An 18,036-nucleotide genomic window follows, 5' to 3' on the forward strand; every position below is an offset into this window, starting at 1 on the left:
GCGGTCACGCGCTCACCGGTTCGGACGGCACGAGATGCGGCATCGCGGCGTAGCGGATTGCCGGCGCGAACGGCGCCGCCTTGCGCGCGGCGCGATCGATATGCACGGCCGTGATCTCGCAGGTCGCCGCGATCTCACCAGCCTCTGCATTGCGCATCTCGTGCAGGATGCGGATCGACTTGTCGCGGAACTCGACCAGCCGGCTCTTGACCTCGACGAGGTCACCGGCGAGCAGTTCACGCTTGTAGGAGATGTTCTGCTGCACGGCAGCCATGCCGCGGCCGGAGTCGCGCAGATAGCTCGGCGTCAGGCCGAGCCGCGCGAACATGTTCCAGCTCGCCTCGTCGAACTTGCCGACATACCACATGACGTTCATGTGGCCGATGTGGTCGCAGTGCCAGGGATAGACCGTGCCGCGATAGGTCGCCTCGCCCTCCATCGCTCCCTCCTCGATTGTTGATACGGTAGCGTATCAAGGACGGAACAGGCTAGCAATACGGTACCGTATCAGACCCGCTCCGCGGAGATCACATGACTGAAAGCCATGACTGAAAGCAAAGGCGACGTCTGGGTCGCGGCCGGCTTCGCCGAACTTGCGCATAGCGGCATCGACGGCGTGCGGGTCGAGGTGCTGGCGAAGAATCTCGGCGTCACCAAGGGCGGCTTCTACCGCCGCTTTCGGGATCGCGCCGCGCTGCTCGAGACCATGCTGACGCGATGGCGCGACGGCCGCATCGCCGCGATCGAGAAGCAGACCGCGCTCGACGGCGCCAGCGCGCGGGAGCGGCTGAAGGCGATCATCACGCTCTATTCGGAGCGCATGAATACCGAGGCGATGGCGGTCGAGCTCGCGATCCGGCAATGGGCACGCACCGACGAGGCCGCCGCCACCGCCGCCGCGAGCGTCGATGCCGCGCGGCTGAAGCAGGTCGGCCAGCTCTACCGCGCCACCGGGCTGCCGGCTGAAGAGGCCGATGCGCAGGCCTTCCTGTTCTACTGCTTCATCTTCGGCCAGAGCATGCTGTTTCCACAGCGCGGCTCGCGCAAGCGCGCGCAACTGCTGGCGCAATCGGCGGACAAGCTGCTGGTGGAAGGCCGGTAGAAACGGCGTCAGAGAAAAGCGGCCGGCTTGCGCCGGCCGCTCGTCAAATTTCGCTCGTCAAACTTCAATGTCGGCTGGGCTCAGGCGCCCTTGAGATGCTTGTTGCATTCGCTCCAGTAGCCGCCGCCCTTCTGGATCCACTTCAGGCCGCCATTGCCGCCGGTGGCCTTGTTGGCCTTGTACTGGTCATCGCAGGTCTTGAAGCGCTGCTTGCCCGGGGTCTCCTGGGCGTATTTGGGATCGACCGCGTTCGGAAACACGGCGGGTCCAGCCGGCATCGCCGGTGCCGCGGCGGGAGCGGCTTCCCGCTTGGCTTCCTTGGGCGCGGCCGGAGCAGGCGCGGCGGCAGCGGGCGGCGGAGCGGCGGGCGCCGCAGCCGGGGTCGCGTCGGCGCTGCACTGGGCCTTGCGGAAATCATTCCACTTCTGGCCGTTGAGGGTGCCGGCCGACTTGGCCGCCTGGTACTTGGCGCTGCATTCCTGCGCGGTCAGGGCCTGCGCCGGCGCGCTCGCCGCAAAGGCTGCAAAGCCCGACACCGCAATCACGCACAACAATCTGGTCTGAATGGTCATCCCTGGTCTCCCGTCATCCCTGGTTTCCCGTTGGTTTCCCGTGGGGGGCATTGGCGTAAGACCATTATCCTAGCGCAACCCCGACTTGCGACAACGTGCGGGCGCGCCTGGGCGTTAAAATATTGTGGCGGCAGGACCTCGGCATGTTCATCCACGGTTCAGCATCGCCGCGCAACGTTTCGGCTCCCTTCCTTACGAGGTGCCCCATGAAGACGATTTCCACGCTCGCGACCGCAACTGCCCTTGCCTCCCTGCTGCTGATGGGCGGTGCTTTCGCGCAAACTGCCGCGCCCGCCGCCAAGGACGCCGCTCCGGCGGCCACTGCGGCCAAGGCGCCCAAGGAAGCCAAGCCGCGCACCGCCGAGTCGCTGGAATGCTCGAAGCAAGCCGACGCCAAGGGCCTGCACGGCAAGGAGCGCAAGAAATTCCGCTCCGAGTGCAAGAAGTCGGCCGGCGCTGCCGCCGCGCCCGCTGCGACCAAGTAATACGCAGACATATCTCCACGTTCTTCACCCTCCCCGCCGGGGAGGGTGAAGAACTGTGCGCCCGCGAGCCGGGGTGCAATGCTGCAATCGCGAGATGCATTTGTCCCGCGGTTGCGAATTTGCCATAAGGCGGCGTGACCCTGATCCGCGCTTCGATGGCATCAGCCATTCCCGATCGCAGCAAAGTTCTGAACGGGCTCGAGACTCTCGTCATCGGCGCCGGCGGCGGCTTGCTGTTTTTATGGGCGGAATTGCCGGGCGGCCTGATCTCGGGCGCGATGGTGGCGGTCGCGATCGCCGCACTGGCCGGCCGGCCGCTGGCGGTGCCGCCGGTGCTGACGCAGTCGGTGCTGGTGTTGCTGGGCATCTCGCTGGGCTCGCTGATGTCACAGCAATTGCTGCAGCACATGAGCTCCTATCCACTCACCATCGGCCTCTTGGCGCTGGCGACGTTCTGCTCGACCTTCGGCTCGAGCCTCTATCTGCAGCGCATCCATGGCTGGGACCAGACCTCGGCCTTCCTCGCCGGCAGCCCCGGTGCGCTGTCGCAGATCACGATCCTGGCCGCCGAGAAGGGCGCCGACGTCGCGGCGATCGCCGTGGTGCAGACCATGCGCGTCATCATCCTGACCGCGGCGCTGCCGCTGGTGCTGGCACTGACCGGGGTGACGCATGCGGCGCCACCGCCACTGCCGACCACGGTCGCTTCGCCGTTCGGGCTCACAGCCCTGGTCGCCTTGTCGATCGGCGTGTCGCTGCTGCTGCGCTGGATCAAATTCCCCGCCAGCTGGATGTTCGGCGCGATGCTCGCCTCCAGCCTGCTGCACGGCTCAGGCCTGGTCGATGGCGGCCTGCCGCCCTGGCTGCGCAACATCGCGCTGGTCGGCATCGGCGCCATTATCGGCACCCGCTTCGCGCGGATGAAGACCTCGACCCTGCTCAGCCACGTCAATGCCGGGCTCGGCTCGTTTGCGATCGCGATCCTGATTTCGGCGGTGTTCGTCGCGATGATCGGGTTCACCACCCATGTGCGGCTCGCCGACGTCGTGGTCGCCTTCGCGCCCGGCGCGATGGACGCCATGCTGGCGCTGGCGCTGACGCTGCACATCGACCCGATCTTCGTCGGCGCGCATCACCTGTCGCGCTTTTTGTTCGTCACCATCTCGACGCCGGGCATCGTCCATCTGTTCGGACGGCCGCAGGACGACGTTGACGATTAGGCGGGGAAGCGCCAAAGCGCAGGGTGGGTTAGCGAAGCGCAACCCACCAGCTTTCCAGCCGCGACATGGTGGGTTACGCCCTCGGCTAACCCACCCTGCGACCTCAGGCCTTCGCGGCCCGCATCACGCCCCAGCCGGCGATCGCGGCCATCAACAGCGAGATCAGCACGTTGTAGCCGGCAAGCGAGATGCCGAGGAAGCGAAACTGCACCTCGTCGCAACGGACCACCTTGACCTTGTCGAGCTGGTCCAGCAGCGAACCGGCCTTGCCGAAATCCACCATCGGGCCGGTGCAATCGGTCGGCCCCGGCCAGAAACCCCATTCGACGCCGGCGTGATAGGTGCCGAGCCCGGCATTGGCCAGCGCGGCGAGGCCGAGGATAACAAGGCCCGCCAGCAGCAGCGGACGCGCCGCGCCGCGGGTGGCCGCGAGCGCCACCACCGCACCGAGCGGGACCGCGAGGTAATAGGCATAGCGCTGCTCGAGGCAGAGCGGACAGGGCATGATCTCCAGCACCAGCTGAAAGAACCAGGCACCGGCCAGCGTCGCGGCCGCGATCACGGCAATCGCCAGGGCCGGGGTCAGCGTCGGATTGGCGGTCGTGGAAGCATGCGACGGATGGGCGGTGGCGGTCGTCACGGCAGTCCTCCTGCGAGCATCGATCGGGAGGGTCATGGCCGTCCTCCATGCTCATTCCGGGTCGTATCGCGCCAAAATATCGCTGTCGAGGCGCGGGACAATCACTTCCGCGCGGGTTGACCGTGACGGGCCGCCCGCTATAGTCCGCCGCGCTTCGCGACCCCGGCCCTGCTTGGCCTGGACCACCGCGAATGCCCCTGTGGCGGAACTGGTAGACGCGCTCGACTCAAAATCGAGTTCCGCAAGGAGTGCTGGTTCGATTCCGGCCAGGGGCACCATCCCGCCGTCCGTCCTCATCTGCCAGCGTTCGTTTTCCTCAACAACGACAGGCACAAGTCGCATTTGCGACATCGCGGCCGTTCGCCCAGCTCTCATGGTATCCGGCGGGTTTCAAGATCGCCCGAATGGGCCGAGGCTGCTTCACCGGCGGCACGAGCATGAATGGCATTGACCTTGCTACAGGCACTGTACAACAGCGACCCACGGCGGGTTGTTTCAGCTTGAGGCAATCACGATGGACCAGACGTCCCATTCCGGAATTACCAGTGCGATGAAGCTGCAGGCCTTGATCGCAGATCTGAACTGGAAAATTCAGCTCCTGAACTCGGACATCGCTGAGGAGAACCTAAGCGGCGCTTCGCGTTCAACTCTGGCGCTGCATTTGAAATCGCGCCACCACAATCTCCTTACCACCGTTGCCTTGCTGGAGAAGCAGTTGGCGTCAATTGGCTCGTTGGTCCCTGTAGCCCGACCGGCGTCCCAGGGAATGCACCGTAAACTCCGATCCTCTGCAACGGCGGCGCTCTCGCATAAGGGCCGGCGCCCCTACCCGGTCGCAAGAACGACGACCACAACGACGATCGTCAGCGCAATGGCAATGAACCCGGCAAGAGCGGTCCAGTCATAGCGCTCGTCTCACGTCGCGCACCGTTACCCTGAGATTCTACGGTTTGAATAAGGTCCATGAACGCTATTCGTCGCGACGGACAACGCCATCTCGCCGCCTGCCTCGGATCGGCTTGGACTGCGTCTCGTATGGACCGAAAGTCACCGCATGCTCAGCACGAAGTGATCGAGCGGCGCATGGTCACCCGTCTGCTGCGCCGCAGATGTCTAGTCTTTCCCGAGCGCCGCCATGGCCTGGGCGAGGCCCCGGAACGATAGCGAGATGCCGACGTCCCGTTGGGCCGCATCCTTGAAGGCGATGCTGCCCGGCTCGCTGCGCGATGCGAGGCGGCCGACCATCTCGTCGGTGACCGTTGCTGTGGCCAGGCAGCCAGCGGGGACGCATTCCGTCCATGAGAGTTCGAGAGGAGCGCCATCTTCCGCCGAAGCTTGAAGCCGTGGCCTCGCCGGAATGCTGACATTGACCGGCAGAACCATCGTCAACCGCAGCGGAACGCGCGTGCCCGGGCGCCCGATGGCCACTTGCGCAATCACACCCTGCTGGCCCTTGGCGGCGATGGCTTGGGCGACTTCACAGCGACGCACGGGCTGCTCACCCGCGCCAACCATCTCGCAGCGGAGGATCCAGTCGCCGAACGACGCGGCGGTCCGTTCCGGCGCAGCGCCGACAGGCGGCTGCACCGGCTTGGCAGCGGGCGACGCCGCCGGCGGGCTGGGCTTCGTCTGGGCCCAGCCAAAACGCGTTGAGAAAGGGCTGGCAGAGACCGCACAACCGGCGATCAGCGCTCCGACTGTCCATGCGACCCTTTGCGACGACACAAAAAATGCTCTCGCGTGCCGCTTGGGCTGCACCTTGTTGTTTTCTAACGGCTGACGTATCGGCATTCACATCCGCATTGTTTGCGCTCAATATCCGCCATACTATTCATGAGTCACGACGACGGCATTGGAACGCGTTGTGAATGATCGTTCGCAATCACCCTGACCGACTCCTTTTGATCTGAAGTCTCAGACCCGGATGGCGCTTGAGAGGAAAGACGACGTAGTGCCGCCTGCTCCCGCCCCTCACGATTCGCGCGGCCCTCAGCGGGAGCGGCTCGTCGTCGTGGAAGACGATCCGGTGACGCAGACGATGCTGGTCGACTATTTCAGCGAGAACAACTTCGACGTGGTCGGCGCCGGCAGCTGCGCGGAATGCCGCCAGGCGCTCCGCGCCCGCACCGACCTGGTATTCATCGACGTCCATCTGCCCGACGGCGACGGCTTCGAGCTCGCCAAGGAAGTGCAGTCCCTGAGCAATGCCGGCATCATCTTCGTGACCCGCCGCGACACCGACGTCGACCGCATCCTCGGCCTGGAGATCGCCGGCGACCACTATGTGACCAAGCCGATCAATCTGCGCGACCTGCTGGCCCGCGCGCGATCGGTGCTGCGGCGCCGCTTGATCGAACGCAAGGCGACCCGCAACCGTAACGCCATTGCATTCGGCGACTGGATCATCGATCTCACGCGCCGGGAATTGACCGGCAGTGACGGCAAACCGGTCGCGCTGACGCGGGCCGAGTTCGATCTGCTGGCTGCCCTCGTCGGTGCCGACGGACGTCCGCTCAGCCGCGATTATCTCATCGAGGTCGTCAGCAATCGCCAGTCCGATGTCGACGTGCGCACTGTCGATGCGTTGATTGCCCGGCTGCGTCGCAAGCTCGTCAGCGACGGGACCCCGGTCATCGCAACCATCACCGGCATCGGCTACAAACTATTGCTGAACGAGCGACTCTGATGCGATTTCTTCGCGTTCAAGCCAACCATCGAACCCGGCGAGCGACTGCCGTTCCAGCGAGCGAAGCGCTGCAATCGAGGCATCATGCGCAAAATGCCCAGTCCTGGCCGCCTCCTCGAGCTCGCCGCATTGCACAAACAGGCGTGACATGCCGAGCGCGGCGGCCGCGCTGCCGAGCCGATGAATCGCCTGCTTGACACCTGCCCGGTCGCCACCACAAGCCGCCTCTTGCATTTGCGCGAACAGCTGCCCGGCCGACGTCGCGAAGATATCGCGCAGGCGGCGCAGCCGCACCTGCCCCAGCAGCTCGAGCTGACCGTCGAGAAACGGCTCATCGATGAACTCGGTGCTCGCCAAGGACGGCGGCGCTGCTGCGGCGAGGCCGCTGTCGGCGAAACTTAATGCGCTTTCCAGCGCGTCGAGCATCACCGGCTTGCGGATAAAGGTGTCGATGCCGCGCCGGCGGGTGTCTTCGGAGACGTCGGCGGTCACGGCAATGATACGGGGTCTCGTTGCATCGGCATTGGCAAGGATCGCCGCCGCGGCATCGAAACCGTCAATGACCGGCATATGCAGGTCCATCAGGATGACATCGAACCTGGTGGCTTTTGCCAGCTCGATCGCCATCGCCCCATCGCGCGCTTGCGTCACATGATGACCGAGCCGATGCAGCATGGCCTCGGCCACATCGCGGTTGATCGGATCGTCGTCGACCAGCAGCACCGTGAGCGGCCGGCTGACGGCAGGCGGTGCGGCCGGTCGCCGCTCCGGCCCAGCAAGCGGCAGCGGCACCGAAAGACGAAACGTGCTACCGGCGCCGGCAACGCTTTCGACCGTCAGCGAGCCCTTCATCAGTTGAGCGAGACCGCGTGCGATCGCAAGACCGAGGCCAGTGCCACCGAACCGGCGAGCGATGCTGCCATCCGCCTGGGTGAAGTCGGTGAAAATGCGCTGCTGCTGTTCCGGTGCGATGCCGATGCCGGTGTCGGTCACGCTAACGGTCAGCTTGCCGGCCTCCCGATCCTGCTGCCACGTCGCGCCAAGCCGGATCCGCCCTGTGCTGGTGAACTTGATGGCGTTCGACAGCAGATTGAACAAGATCCGGTTCAGGCGCACAGGATCGCCGATCACCATCGGCGCGTCGGGGATATCGAGCTCGAGGTCGAAGACAAGCCCCTTGGCTTCGGCTTGCGGCCGCATCAGCCCGGCGACGGTCTCGATGGTGCGGCGCAGCTCGAAGGCGCGAGGCTCCAGTGCTTCCGTGCCGGCCTCCAGCCGCGCATAGTCGAGGATGGTGTCGATCAACTTGATCAGCGTGTCGCCGGATGCATTCGCGATGTCGAGCAGACGGCGTTGCTCCGGATCCCTTTCCTTGGTGTCAAGCAGCTGAAGCACGCCGAGCACGCCGTTCATCGGAGTGCGCAATTCATGGCTGATCACAGCAAGGAAGCGCGACTTGGCCGCATTGGCAAGTTCGGCCGTATTCCGCGCGCGCTCCGCCGCGGCGTGTTCTGCCATGGCGGTGTCGCGCGCCGCCGCGAGCTCGGCCGTGCGGTCCACCACGCGCTGTTCGAGCGTGGCATAGGACTGCTGCAATTGCTCGGCCATGCTGTTGAACTGCCCGCCGAGACTCTCAAGCTCGTCGCCGGTCTTGATGGAGATGCGCTGGTCGAGCTGACCGCGGCCGATCAGCGAGGCGCTGCGGGCCAACGCATGGATCGGCACGACCATGCGGCGGCTCAGCAGCCACGCGGCGAGGACTGCGCAAACCAGCAGCACAAACAGCAGTAGGACCGATCGCAGCGCCGATCGATAGATGGTGGCGTAGGCTTCGCGCAGTGGAAGCTCGACAAAGACCGGCCAGCCGAGCAAGGGAACGCGCGCATAGGCCGACAGCACATGCTTGCCGCTGATCTGGCTGATGCCCTCCTCGGCGGCCGCCTCGTCCCCTCCAGAAATCGCTGCGCGCACCTGCGGCAGCGTCGAGAGATCCGTCCGCCGCAGCACCTGGCGCAGGTCGGGATGCGCCACGACACGGCCTTTCTCATCGAGCGCATAGGCATTGCCGCTGCTGCCGACCTTGATGGCTGAAACGACCTCCCATACGAAGCGCAGGTTCACCTCGGCGAGGATCACATCTCCGTTCTTGCCGCCGGCAGCGAGTCCGAGTCTCATGTGAGGCTCCGTCTCGCGCGCGAAATAAACCGGACCGTAGTAGGCGCCATTGGCCTTCACCGCACGAAACGCTTCGGATCCGGAGAAATCCTCGCCACTGCCGATGCGATCAGGGTCGCGGCTCGACACGTGCAGGCGCTCGTGTCCCTGCGCGTCGAGGATCGTGATCTCGGCAACGGCCGGATTGAGCCGCATCACACGGATCGCATCAATCCGCGGGTCTTGCCCGACCGCAATTCCCGCCGGCAGTTGGGTCAACCAGCCCAGCTGGTTGCGGATCTCGATGACGAAACGGCCGATCCGGCCAGCGGCGGCCTCCGCCTTCTCGCGCTGAATGTTGCCGAGCAACCTGTTCTGCTCGACATAGGAGAACCAGCCATCAATGGTCACGCTGGCGACAAGCGCAATGGCCGTCACGGCCACGAACGAGACCAGATACTTGAAGAACAGATTGCCACGCGGGGGCTGGTCCGGGTTCGGCATCGCCGGCGGCTGTGCGTTCATCCGAGAAGCTCGTCGGCGCGCAGCAGCAACGCGTCCGTCAATGAGAGGCCGAGCTCGCGCGCCACCGTGCGATTGATACGCAGTTCGTACTTGCGGGGCGACTGCACCGGCAATTCCGCAGGGCTTGCGCCGCGCAGGATCAGATCGACATACGGGCCCATGCGAACCTCATCGAGATTCGCGCTGTATGACATCAATCCGCCGACGTCCATGAACGGATGCAGGGAGTAGATGGCCGGAATGCGATGGCGGGCCGCTGCGGCGACGATGGCGGCACGGTGCGAGAATGTGAAACTGTCAGGCGGCAGGATCAAACCACGGCCGCGTTCGGTTGCGAACGAGCCGATGATGTCGTCGATCTCTGCCGGATCGGTGACGCGCAATTCCGTCAACGCAATACCGAAGGTAGGCGACATCGGACGCATGGTCTCGAGAAAATAGTCGCCGCCCCGTGGGGTCGAGCGCGGATTGAACAGCACGCCGGCGCGCTCGATGCGCGGATCGACCTCCTTGAGAAACTGCAGCCACTTGCCGCCGATGGAATTCTCGCTGTTGGTGAAACCGGTGGCGTTGCCGCCAGGCCGGGCAAGGCTCTGCACGAAGCCACTGCCGACCGGATCGGCCGCCGTCCCGAAGACGATCGGGATCGTCTTGGTATGCCGCAACAAGCCCGCCGTCTCATAGCTCGAACTGACGACGATCACGTCAGGCTTGAGGGCGACGACCTCCGTCACAGTCTTCTCAAGCACGTCTTCTCCGCCGAATGTCGAGCGCAGGACAATGCGTGCGGTCTTGCCGTCGACCCAGCCCAGCTGCGCAAGATCGGCTAACAGAGTATCCAGTCGCGGCTGACGATCGGTCAGGGTAACGCTCACGACGATCGCGATCAGCTTAGGCTGCCCGTCGGCGGCACGCGCGGCCCTGCCGCCTGACGCCAGGGCTGCTGCGGCGAGCCTCAGCACGCCGCGCCGGTCAATCCTGTGCATGCGCGACGTCATGTCGTGAAATGCGGCTCATCCGTCATGATTTGTCGCTGCACGCTGCGACAAATCCCTCTACCCACAGCGCTCCAAGCTCTGACGGCCCGCCCCTGGCTGGCCGTTTTCCGCTTACAATGCACTAAAGCATACAGTTCCGAAGCAGACCAGCGCCCGGTCCGAACGCGGATCGGCATAGAATGTCGCGAGCCCGTTCGCGGTCGCGATCTGCGGCGCCCCCCCGATGGCGGTCGCTCCGACCGGTAGCTCGATCGGCGTGGCGTTGGCGGCGAGGATGCGGTCGATGATGGCGGAATAGTTCAACGTTGGCCGCGGCTGCACAATCAGGTTGGTGCCGACATAGGTCAGCAGGTAATTGGCCGATGCCGCGACGCTGCCCTGTGTGATGGCGTAGCTGCCGACCAGCGAATTGGTGTCGGCCGTGGTCGCGAGCGCTCCCGTCAGGGTGTCGCCGTTGACCAAGCCTCGGCCACCGATGACGTAGGTCAGTGCCGGATTGGGCTCGCCATTGAATTTGGTCTTGGCGTCGGCGATCACCGTGATCGGCCGTTGCGTCACGTTGAGTGTCGAACCGGTGAAGCCGGCCAGCGTGTAGTTGCTTGAGGCCGCGAGCGAGCCCTGCGTAATGGCGTAACTACCGACATTGCTGGTGGCGGTCGCCGACGTAAACAGACTACCGGACAGCGTATCACCGTTCACCAGGCCCATGCCGCCGACCGTATAGCTCAGGAAATTGGCATCGCCATAGATGCGGCTGGCGGCATCAGCCGACACGGTGATGGTGCGTGGCGTCACTGCCAGCGTCGCGCCGGTGTAGGTCAGCGCGTAGTTCGACGAGGCCGCGAGCGAACCTTGCGTAATGGCGTAGTTGCCGACATTGCTGGCTGCGTTCGCTGCCGAGACAAGGCTGCCGGACAGCGTATCGCCGTTGACGAGGCCCGCTCCTCCGAGCGAGTAGCTGAAGGCAGGATTGGCGTCGCCATAAATGCGGCTCCTGGCGTCCGCGGTCACCGTGATCGCGCGCGGCGTCACGGTCAGCGTCGCACCGGTATAGGTCAGCGCGTAATTCGACGAGGCCGCGAGCGAGCCCTGGGTGATGGCATAGCCGCCGACATTGCTGGTCGTCGTCGCGAGCGAGGCGAGGTTGCCGGACAGTGTATCGCCGTTGACAAGACCGCCGCCACCGATGGCGTAGCTGAGAGCCGGGTTGGTGTCGCCATAGGTCCTGCTCTGCGCGTCCGCCGTCACCGTGATGGCGCGCGGCGTGATCGAGAGCGCGGTGGCGTTACCAGCGGCCTGGGCAAGCACGTAGTTGCCGTTGTTGAGGGTCAGTCCCGAACCGGTGATGGCGTAGCCGCCGACTCCGGATGTACCGTTGGCGCCGGTCGCAAACGTCAGGGTGCCGGTGACGGTCGTCAGTTGGGTATCGCCGTTGACGAAGCCGCTCACCGTGCCGGACAGCGCCGGATTGGCATCGCCATATTGCCGGGTCGCGGCATTGGCCACGTAGGTCAGGGTCGCGGGGGTGATGGTCAGAGTGTTGCCGGTGTAGGTGATGGCATAGTTCGGGTTGTTGGCGTTGCTGACGCTGCCCTGGCCGATGGCATAGCCGCCGCCGATCACGTTCTCGCCCGCGGTGCGGCTCAGCAATCCCGACAGCGTGTCGCCGTTCGCGAGGCCGTTGCCGCCGACCGTGTAGCTCAGCTCCGGATCGGCCGCGCCATAGACCTTGCTCTGCGCGTTCGCCGTCACCGTGATGGGCCGCGGCGTCACGGTCAGATCCGCCGCCACGTACGACACCGCATAGTTCGAGGATGCGCCGAGCGATCCCTGGACAATGCCGTAGCCGCCGACACCGGACGTCGCCATCGCCGACGTCGTCAGCGCGCCGGAGAGCGTGTCGCCGTTGACCAGGCCCGGACCACCGCCCGGCCCACCGACCGAATAGGTCAGGGCTGGATTGGTGTCCCCGTAATAACGCGACTTCGCGTCGGCGGTGATCGTGATCGGCCGCGCGGTGACGCTGAGATTGGCGCCCGTATAGGTGATCGCGTAATTGTTGTTGGAGAGAGTCCCCTGCGTGATGCCATAGGCGCCGATGCCTGAGGCTGTGGTCGCCGAGGTGTCGAGCGATCCGTTCAAGGTGTCGCTGTTGACGAGACCGAGGCCCCCGACCGCATAGGTCAGCACCGGGTTGGCGTCTCCGTAATAGCGGGACTTCGCGTCCGCGGTCACGGTGATCGCGCGCTGGTTCACCGTCAACCGGCCGTCGCTGACGAAACTGAACCCGTAGCCGCTCTGGCTGGTCAGTGTGCCCAGCGCCGCGGTCATGATGTAAGGCGAGCCAGCGACATCAGCGGTCACGTCGGCGCCGGTGGATGTGATGCTCGCCGTGCCACTGTGCGCCGTCGCGGCGCTGTCACCGAGATACGCGCCGGCGACGCCGGGATCGTAGCCCGTGATCACGTAGTTTCCGGCGATCGCGGCGCTGGCATCGTCGCCATAGGTCTTGCTGGCGTCGGTCGAGGTGACGGTGAGGGTCCGCGTGGCGGAGAAGATGTAGCGGTTGCCGCCGAGCGCGATGCTGCCGGGCGCCAGCGTCGCAAAGGTGTTACCGAAGATCGCGGTGTTGCCGCTGTCCAGACCACCGAACGTGTTGCCGGTGGGATCGGCGGAATAAACCAGCCAGCGCCCGCTGGTCGCCGTCACCGCATCCGAGCCGCGGTTGTTGATGAAGGCACCGGTCGCCGCGAGCACCGGGTTGGTGCCGCTCACAGTGACGTCGGATGCGATGGTGAGATCGCCGTTCGTTGAAACGCTCACTCCGCCTGAAGTCGCAACTCCGCCTGTCGTCGCGCCCGGCGCGTTCGCGAGCGTACCGATGGTCAGGTTTCCGGTGTTGACGACGGTCAGGTCGCCGACATTGGCAGCCAGCGTGCCGATCTGGTTGCCACCGGCACCCAGCGTGAAGGAGCCGGGTCCGGTGAGCAGCAATCCGCCGGCGGAAACGGCCGCGCTCTGCGTCACCGTGCCGCTCGACGACAGCGACAGCGTTCCCGGGAGCGAAAATGCCTGATCCAGCGCGAAGCTCGATGCCACGGTGTCGATCTGGCGATTGGCGGGCGACACGCTGGACGCCGCGGTCGAGCCAACAGCCGTGCTGAACGCCGCGTTGAGGGCAGACAGCGAGCCGATCGAGCTATCCGACGTGTCGCGACGCCAGCCATCGGTCAGATTGAGATTTGTCGTGAGCTGACCAACCGCGCCGGTGCGGAATGCGATCGCGCCGTTGGAATCCGACGTCGAGGCGGCAACGCCGCTCGCGTTGGAGGCCGTCCCCGCAGGCGCGAACACATAGTAGTAGCCGTTGACGCCCGTCGACGACGTCCCCACAAGCGCGCCGCCATTGGCGACCGACACCGTCGTCCGCCAGGGCGAACTGCCGTCCTGCTGCACGGCGTAGCCGGACACGACCTGCACGCCGTTCGGGAAGAAGCTCTTGAGATAGGGATAGAGGCCATTCGCGCCGCCGACAAAGGCGTTGCCGAGACCGCTGGCCGCGCCGGACTGCAGATCAGCTGTCGACAGACTTGTCGCGCTCCCTGTTGCGTTGATGACCCAGCCGAATGGTCCGGTCCCCGAAGTGGTGGTGTCGGCATAGCCGTTGGTCAGGACGGTGCTGTGAAGCCCTATCAGCGCCCCGGCATAGGTGCTGCCGGCGACTGCCCCCGTCGCATAGGCGTTGGTGAGCGAGCCACCCTGGCCATAACCGATCAACCCGCCGACATATGAACTGGTACCGCCGGTTACGCTTCCCGTCGCGAAGACATCTCGCACCGTGCTGCCGAAGGCGTAGCCAATCAGCCCGCCGACGGAGTTGAATACCCCGGCTGTGACGTCCCCCGTCGCGAACGAGTTCACCAGCGTGCCGTCCAGTGAGCCGATCAGTCCACCTGCCGTCCCGGCGGTGCCGTTCAGGGCGACGGACGTCGAAGCGTAGGCGTTGGCGATGATGCTGCCGGACTCGGCGGTGGCGGCGAGCGCGCCGACCTGGCTAGTCCCGATCACCGAACCGCCGATCATGCCGATGTCGCGCACGGTGCCACCTTGAACAATGCCGAACAGCCCGGCGTAACTGCCGCTGACGGTCAGCCCGGTGATGGTGTGGCCAAGTCCTTCGAAGACGCCGTAGAAGTGGGGAACGACGGCGTCGGAGTAGCTGCTGGTCGGGCTGAGCGAATTGACCAGCGCATAGCTGCCGCCGTACATTCCGGGGAGATCGTTCATCGTGTACAGCAGCTGGTAGCCCTGGCCATTGATCGAGAGCGACCCGCCGGCGCTCGCTGCCGCCGCGGAGCCGTCAGCGTTGGTGTAGGTCAGCGGAGCGCCGATCGCGAAGGTGAGGTTGGCGGGATCGCTCGCGTCGTAGCCGAGCGCCGCCGTGCTTGCGCCTTGCATCGTGACCGGCGCGTTGAAGCGTAGCGCGCCGGCGCTGTTGAGCGTCAGGCTTCCGCCATCCTGTATGGTGATCGCGTTGGAGACGATGAGCGGCGCGCCCGCCGTCGTGGTGCGCGCGGCGAAGCTGCTCGCATTGATGGTCTGGTTGACGGTGAAGCTCGCGCCCGTGGCGGTGACATCGTAGAGCGTCGTGGCGTTGATTGCCGCGATTGCCGCGGCGTTGCCGCCCGCCGCGGCGGCGACATTGGTCTTGACGTTGGACAGCAGTGTCGCCGAGGTGGACGCCGTCAGCGTCTGGCCGTAGAGATTGACGCCGTCCCGTATCGCCGCGCCGGTCGCCATGGTCAGCGTGGCGGAGTTGGCGTTGGAATAGCTCAGCAGGGTCGCGCCATTGCTCAGCGTCCCCGGCGCCATGCTGAAATAATAATAGCCGTTGGCGCCGGTGGAGACGGTTCCGAGATTGGCGCCGTTGGCGATGAGGCCGATCGATCCGCCGGCAAGCCCTGTTGAGCCGCCGTCGGAGTAGGCCGTTCCGGACAGGACCTGCGGACCGGCTGGATAGAACGTCTTGAGATAAGGGTAGAGACCGGCGCCGGTGCCCCAAATGGCGGATGACAACCCGGCCGGCTGGGTGCCGTCCTGCAATTGCGCGGTGGCGAGGCCGGTCGCCTGTACCGCACCGGAGACCATATAGCCGGCCGCGGCCGACGTGCCGCTGGTCTGCGCGTCCCAGTACAGATTGGTGCTGCTCGAAAAGGGAACGGCCGGCGGGACGTAGCCGACGATGCCGCCGGCGTACCCGCCGCCGTTGATCACCAGGCCGGTGAACAGGCTTTGCTGGATCGAGCCGCCCTCGAGCCTGCCCACCAGGCCGCCAACATATTGTCCCGCGCTGACCGTGCCTGATGCGAAGCTGTTCTTGATGAGTCCAGTATTTCGTCCGACCAGACCGCCGCCGTACTGACTACCCGTCGTCACATTGCCGGTGGCGAAGCTCGACTGGATCGTGCCGGTGTTGAAGCCGACCAGGCCGCCGACGTCTTGCGAGCCGTAGATGGTCGCTGACGAATAGCTCGTCTGCACCACGCCGCCATTGTTGCTCCCGGCAAGCGTGCCGGCGGTGAGATTGCCGTTCACCGAGCCGCCGACCATGCCGAAATTCGACAGCGTGCCAAACAACACACCGATCATGCCGTTGTTGCTGAGGCCACCGCCGATCGTCAGGTTCGAGACGGTGTGGCCGAGGCCGTCGAGCATGCCACCGAACCCGCCCATGAGCTGCTGATTGTAGGTGATGCCGCTGGCGTCGAGATTGGTGGCGAGCGCGTAGTTGCCGGTGATGCCGGCGCCATAAGTTGCGATCGTGGCGCCGTTCGTCGAATTGATGCCGTCAATGGCGTCGAAATTGGCCATCGAATAGACCAGCGTATAATTCTTGCCGTTCAGCGTGAACGTGCCGCCATTGTTGATCGCGCCGTAATCGATCGACGCGCCGAGCGCGAAGGTGAGGCCAGTGGTGCTGACATCGGTCACAGGTGCCGCGGTGATGCTGACCGCGCCTGCACCGGTGACGCTGATGGTCTTGTTGACCTGCACGCCGCCGCCTGCGCTGAGGGTCAGGCCGCTGGATCCGTTGATGGTGACCGGGGCGTCGACGGTGATGTTGCGATAGGCGTTGAGCGTCAGCGTCGAGCCGGACGACCACGCGATCGGCGCCGCGACGGTGATGTCGCCGGCCTGCGATCCGCCGGAACCCGTCGCCACCGTGACGTTGGCGGCGCTCAGAGCGGTCTGCAGCGTGCCGACATTGATGATGCTGTCGTCGCCGGTGGCGGTGAACCCCGCCTGGTTCGAGTCCACCGCATTCGAGATGGTGACGTTGTAGGGATCGAGCAGCAGGGTGCCGAAGCTGCCCTTCGCCGCGGAGAGGTTGGTGAAGCCGGTATAGCCGAGTTTCGCCTTGCCGGAGACCTCCGCCTCGCCGCCGTTACCGCCGCCGACGCCACCTTTCGCCGAGATCGTGCCGGCAAAGCTCGTCTGCACATCCGACCAGACCACCACATTGCCGCCGTCACCGGTGCCGGTGGAATCCGCCTTGATCGTGCTCGCGGCATCGACCGTCGTGGTCTGCGCACGTTGCAGCGTGCCGCCGCCCTGGCGATCGCCACCGATCCTGATGTTGCCGCCGCCGGTCCGACCGGACGCATCGAGCTGTGCGCCGCGCAGCGCGATGTCCTTGCCAGTGACCGTGATGGTGCCGCCCTTGGCCTTGTGCGAGGCCGTGGTCAGCTTGCCGCTGACGGTGACTTGCCCGCCCTCGCCGCCGCCGATCTCGATCGCGCCGTTCTTGCCGCCGATCGAGCGCGCCTGCACCACGCCGGAAATGTTGATGGCGTTGCGCGCAGCCTCGCGCGCGGTCGCCGCATTCATGATCACGGCGCCGCCGTCGGCCTTGATGGTGCCGGCGTTCTCGATCAGCGCGCCGTCCGCCTTGCCGGGCCTGGCATTGGTCGGCAGCGCGACCTGCAGGAAGCCGTCGCCAGAGAAGTCGAGCGTCGCCTGCTCACCGGAGCCGAGGCCCACTTTGCCGAGCGGCACATAGATGTTGCCGGAGTTCGATACCGTGCCGCCGATCAGCGCCGCATAGCCGCCGCGGCCGACCGTGATGGTGCCGGCATTGCTGACCGCAGCCGACGCGCCGTTGCCGCTGAAGCTGCGCTTGCCGCTCATGAAGTCGGCATCGGAGATACCCAGCGTCGAGGCGACGAAGCCGCCGCCGACATTGACTGTGCCGGTCGGCGTGATGGCGATGCCATTGGGGTTGACCAGATAGACCTGGCCGTTGGCGGTCAACGAGCCTGCGATCGTCGAGGGCGTCGAACCGGTGACGCGGTTGAGCAGCGCCGACGACGCATTGGGTTGAGTTATATTGACGGAATAGCCTTGGCCGACCGAAAAACTCTGCCAGTTGACGACGGCGCTCTGGCTCGATTGCGTGATGCCGAGCGATGTCGGCGACGGTTGCGAGACGGTGGCGCTACCGGCGGCCACACTACCGCCGGTCGGCAGATTCTGCGCGGCAACGGCACCGACAAAGCCGGGCGCAGTCAGCGCCGACGTGGCGAGCAACAGCGCGAGCCGCGATGCACGGAGGCGGTGACGCTGACTAGCAGTCAAGGAATCTACATCCATGGCT

General features: G+C 65.5%; 12 protein-coding genes and 1 tRNA gene. 6 read left to right on the plus strand and 7 right to left on the minus strand.

Going from position 1 to position 18,036, the window contains the following annotated elements; all coding sequences use genetic code 11:
- Nucleotides 1-4 precede the first annotated feature (4 nt).
- A complete protein-coding gene (locus JQ616_RS03150; protein WP_212012154.1) occupies nucleotides 5-439 on the minus strand; it encodes an acyl-CoA thioesterase in 435 nt (144 codons plus the stop codon).
- Nucleotides 440-544: 105 nt separating this feature from the next.
- Here JQ616_RS03150 and JQ616_RS03155 point away from each other — a divergent pair, with 105 nt between their 5' ends.
- Entirely contained in the window at nucleotides 545-1,102 is a 558-nt protein-coding gene (locus JQ616_RS03155) for a TetR/AcrR family transcriptional regulator (RefSeq protein ID WP_212012156.1), read from the plus strand.
- 80 nt (nucleotides 1,103-1,182) lie between these two features.
- Here JQ616_RS03155 and JQ616_RS03160 read toward each other — a convergent pair whose 3' ends face one another.
- Nucleotides 1,183-1,674, minus strand: coding sequence for a hypothetical protein (locus JQ616_RS03160; RefSeq protein WP_212012158.1), 492 nt, complete (start codon nucleotides 1,672-1,674; stop codon nucleotides 1,183-1,185).
- 206 nt (nucleotides 1,675-1,880) lie between these two features.
- On the opposite strand from JQ616_RS03160, the gene JQ616_RS03165 reads away from it, so the two are divergent.
- Together JQ616_RS03165 and JQ616_RS03170 are read left to right on the plus strand one after the other, a co-directional pair.
- Nucleotides 1,881-2,159, plus strand: coding sequence for a PsiF family protein (locus JQ616_RS03165; RefSeq protein WP_212012160.1), 279 nt, complete (start codon nucleotides 1,881-1,883; stop codon nucleotides 2,157-2,159).
- Nucleotides 2,160-2,293: 134 nt separating this feature from the next.
- Nucleotides 2,294-3,379 (plus strand): AbrB family transcriptional regulator, encoded by a 1,086-nt coding sequence (locus tag JQ616_RS03170; RefSeq protein ID WP_433995943.1) that lies wholly within the window; start codon nucleotides 2,294-2,296, stop codon nucleotides 3,377-3,379.
- Nucleotides 3,380-3,482: 103 nt separating this feature from the next.
- Here JQ616_RS03170 and JQ616_RS03175 read toward each other — a convergent pair whose 3' ends face one another.
- Nucleotides 3,483-4,055 carry a disulfide bond formation protein B gene (locus JQ616_RS03175; RefSeq protein WP_249136355.1) on the minus strand — a complete coding sequence of 191 codons (573 nt, stop codon included), beginning with the start codon at nucleotides 4,053-4,055 and terminating at the stop codon, nucleotides 3,483-3,485.
- Nucleotides 4,056-4,212: 157 nt separating this feature from the next.
- Here JQ616_RS03175 and JQ616_RS03180 point away from each other — a divergent pair.
- Nucleotides 4,213-4,297 (plus strand) — tRNA-Leu (locus JQ616_RS03180).
- A gap of 236 nt (nucleotides 4,298-4,533) precedes the next feature.
- Entirely contained in the window at nucleotides 4,534-4,926 is a 393-nt protein-coding gene (locus JQ616_RS03185) for a hypothetical protein (RefSeq protein WP_212012166.1), read from the plus strand.
- Between the two features lie 206 nt (nucleotides 4,927-5,132).
- On the opposite strand, the gene JQ616_RS03190 is transcribed toward JQ616_RS03185, so the two are convergent.
- Complete coding sequence (locus JQ616_RS03190; RefSeq protein WP_212012168.1) at nucleotides 5,133-5,810, minus strand: invasion associated locus B family protein; 678 nt, start codon at nucleotides 5,808-5,810, stop codon at nucleotides 5,133-5,135.
- A gap of 133 nt (nucleotides 5,811-5,943) precedes the next feature.
- Between JQ616_RS03190 and JQ616_RS03195 the strand changes: the two genes are divergently transcribed.
- Nucleotides 5,944-6,705, plus strand: a complete 762-nt coding sequence (locus JQ616_RS03195) for a response regulator transcription factor (RefSeq protein WP_212012170.1) — start codon at nucleotides 5,944-5,946, stop codon at nucleotides 6,703-6,705.
- Here JQ616_RS03195 and JQ616_RS03200 read toward each other — a convergent pair.
- The 3 genes from JQ616_RS03200 to JQ616_RS03210 form a co-directional block, all read right to left on the minus strand.
- Nucleotides 6,682-9,303: a hybrid sensor histidine kinase/response regulator gene (locus JQ616_RS03200; protein ID WP_212012171.1), complete on the minus strand. Its 2,622-nt coding sequence runs from the start codon at nucleotides 9,301-9,303 to the stop codon at nucleotides 6,682-6,684. The two genes, JQ616_RS03195 and JQ616_RS03200, sit on opposite strands and share 24 nt — an antisense overlap.
- Nucleotides 9,304-9,380: 77 nt before the next feature.
- Nucleotides 9,381-10,382, minus strand: coding sequence for an ABC transporter substrate-binding protein (locus JQ616_RS03205; RefSeq protein ID WP_249136356.1), 1,002 nt, complete (start codon nucleotides 10,380-10,382; stop codon nucleotides 9,381-9,383).
- A 111-nt stretch (nucleotides 10,383-10,493) separates the two neighbouring features.
- Complete coding sequence (locus JQ616_RS03210) at nucleotides 10,494-18,032, minus strand: MBG domain-containing protein (RefSeq protein WP_212012172.1); 7,539 nt, start codon at nucleotides 18,030-18,032, stop codon at nucleotides 10,494-10,496.
- Between the last annotated feature and the right edge of the window lie 4 nt (nucleotides 18,033-18,036).

Origin of the sequence: Bradyrhizobium tropiciagri (assembly GCF_018130545.1) — a bacterium.
In the GTDB taxonomy this organism is placed as follows: domain Bacteria; phylum Pseudomonadota; class Alphaproteobacteria; order Rhizobiales; family Xanthobacteraceae; genus Bradyrhizobium; species Bradyrhizobium tropiciagri_A.

Bases quoted from the DNA above. Each gene is read 5' to 3' on its own strand.
- JQ616_RS03150 (WP_212012154.1), bottom strand. From the start codon at position 439: ATGGAGGGCGAGGCGACCTATCGCGGCACGGTCTATCCCTGGCACTGC.
- JQ616_RS03155 (WP_212012156.1), top strand. From the start codon at position 545: ATGACTGAAAGCAAAGGCGACGTCTGGGTCGCGGCCGGCTTCGCCGAA.
- JQ616_RS03160 (WP_212012158.1), bottom strand. From the start codon at position 1,674: ATGACCATTCAGACCAGATTGTTGTGCGTGATTGCGGTGTCGGGCTTT.
- JQ616_RS03165 (WP_212012160.1), top strand. From the start codon at position 1,881: ATGAAGACGATTTCCACGCTCGCGACCGCAACTGCCCTTGCCTCCCTG.
- JQ616_RS03175 (WP_249136355.1), bottom strand. From the start codon at position 4,055: ATGACCCTCCCGATCGATGCTCGCAGGAGGACTGCCGTGACGACCGCC.
- JQ616_RS03185 (WP_212012166.1), top strand. From the start codon at position 4,534: ATGGACCAGACGTCCCATTCCGGAATTACCAGTGCGATGAAGCTGCAG.
- JQ616_RS03190 (WP_212012168.1), bottom strand. From the start codon at position 5,810: ATGCCGATACGTCAGCCGTTAGAAAACAACAAGGTGCAGCCCAAGCGG.
- JQ616_RS03195 (WP_212012170.1), top strand. From the start codon at position 5,944: ATGGCGCTTGAGAGGAAAGACGACGTAGTGCCGCCTGCTCCCGCCCCT.
- JQ616_RS03205 (WP_249136356.1), bottom strand. From the start codon at position 10,382: ATGACGTCGCGCATGCACAGGATTGACCGGCGCGGCGTGCTGAGGCTC.
- JQ616_RS03210 (WP_212012172.1), bottom strand. From the start codon at position 18,032: ATGGATGTAGATTCCTTGACTGCTAGTCAGCGTCACCGCCTCCGTGCA.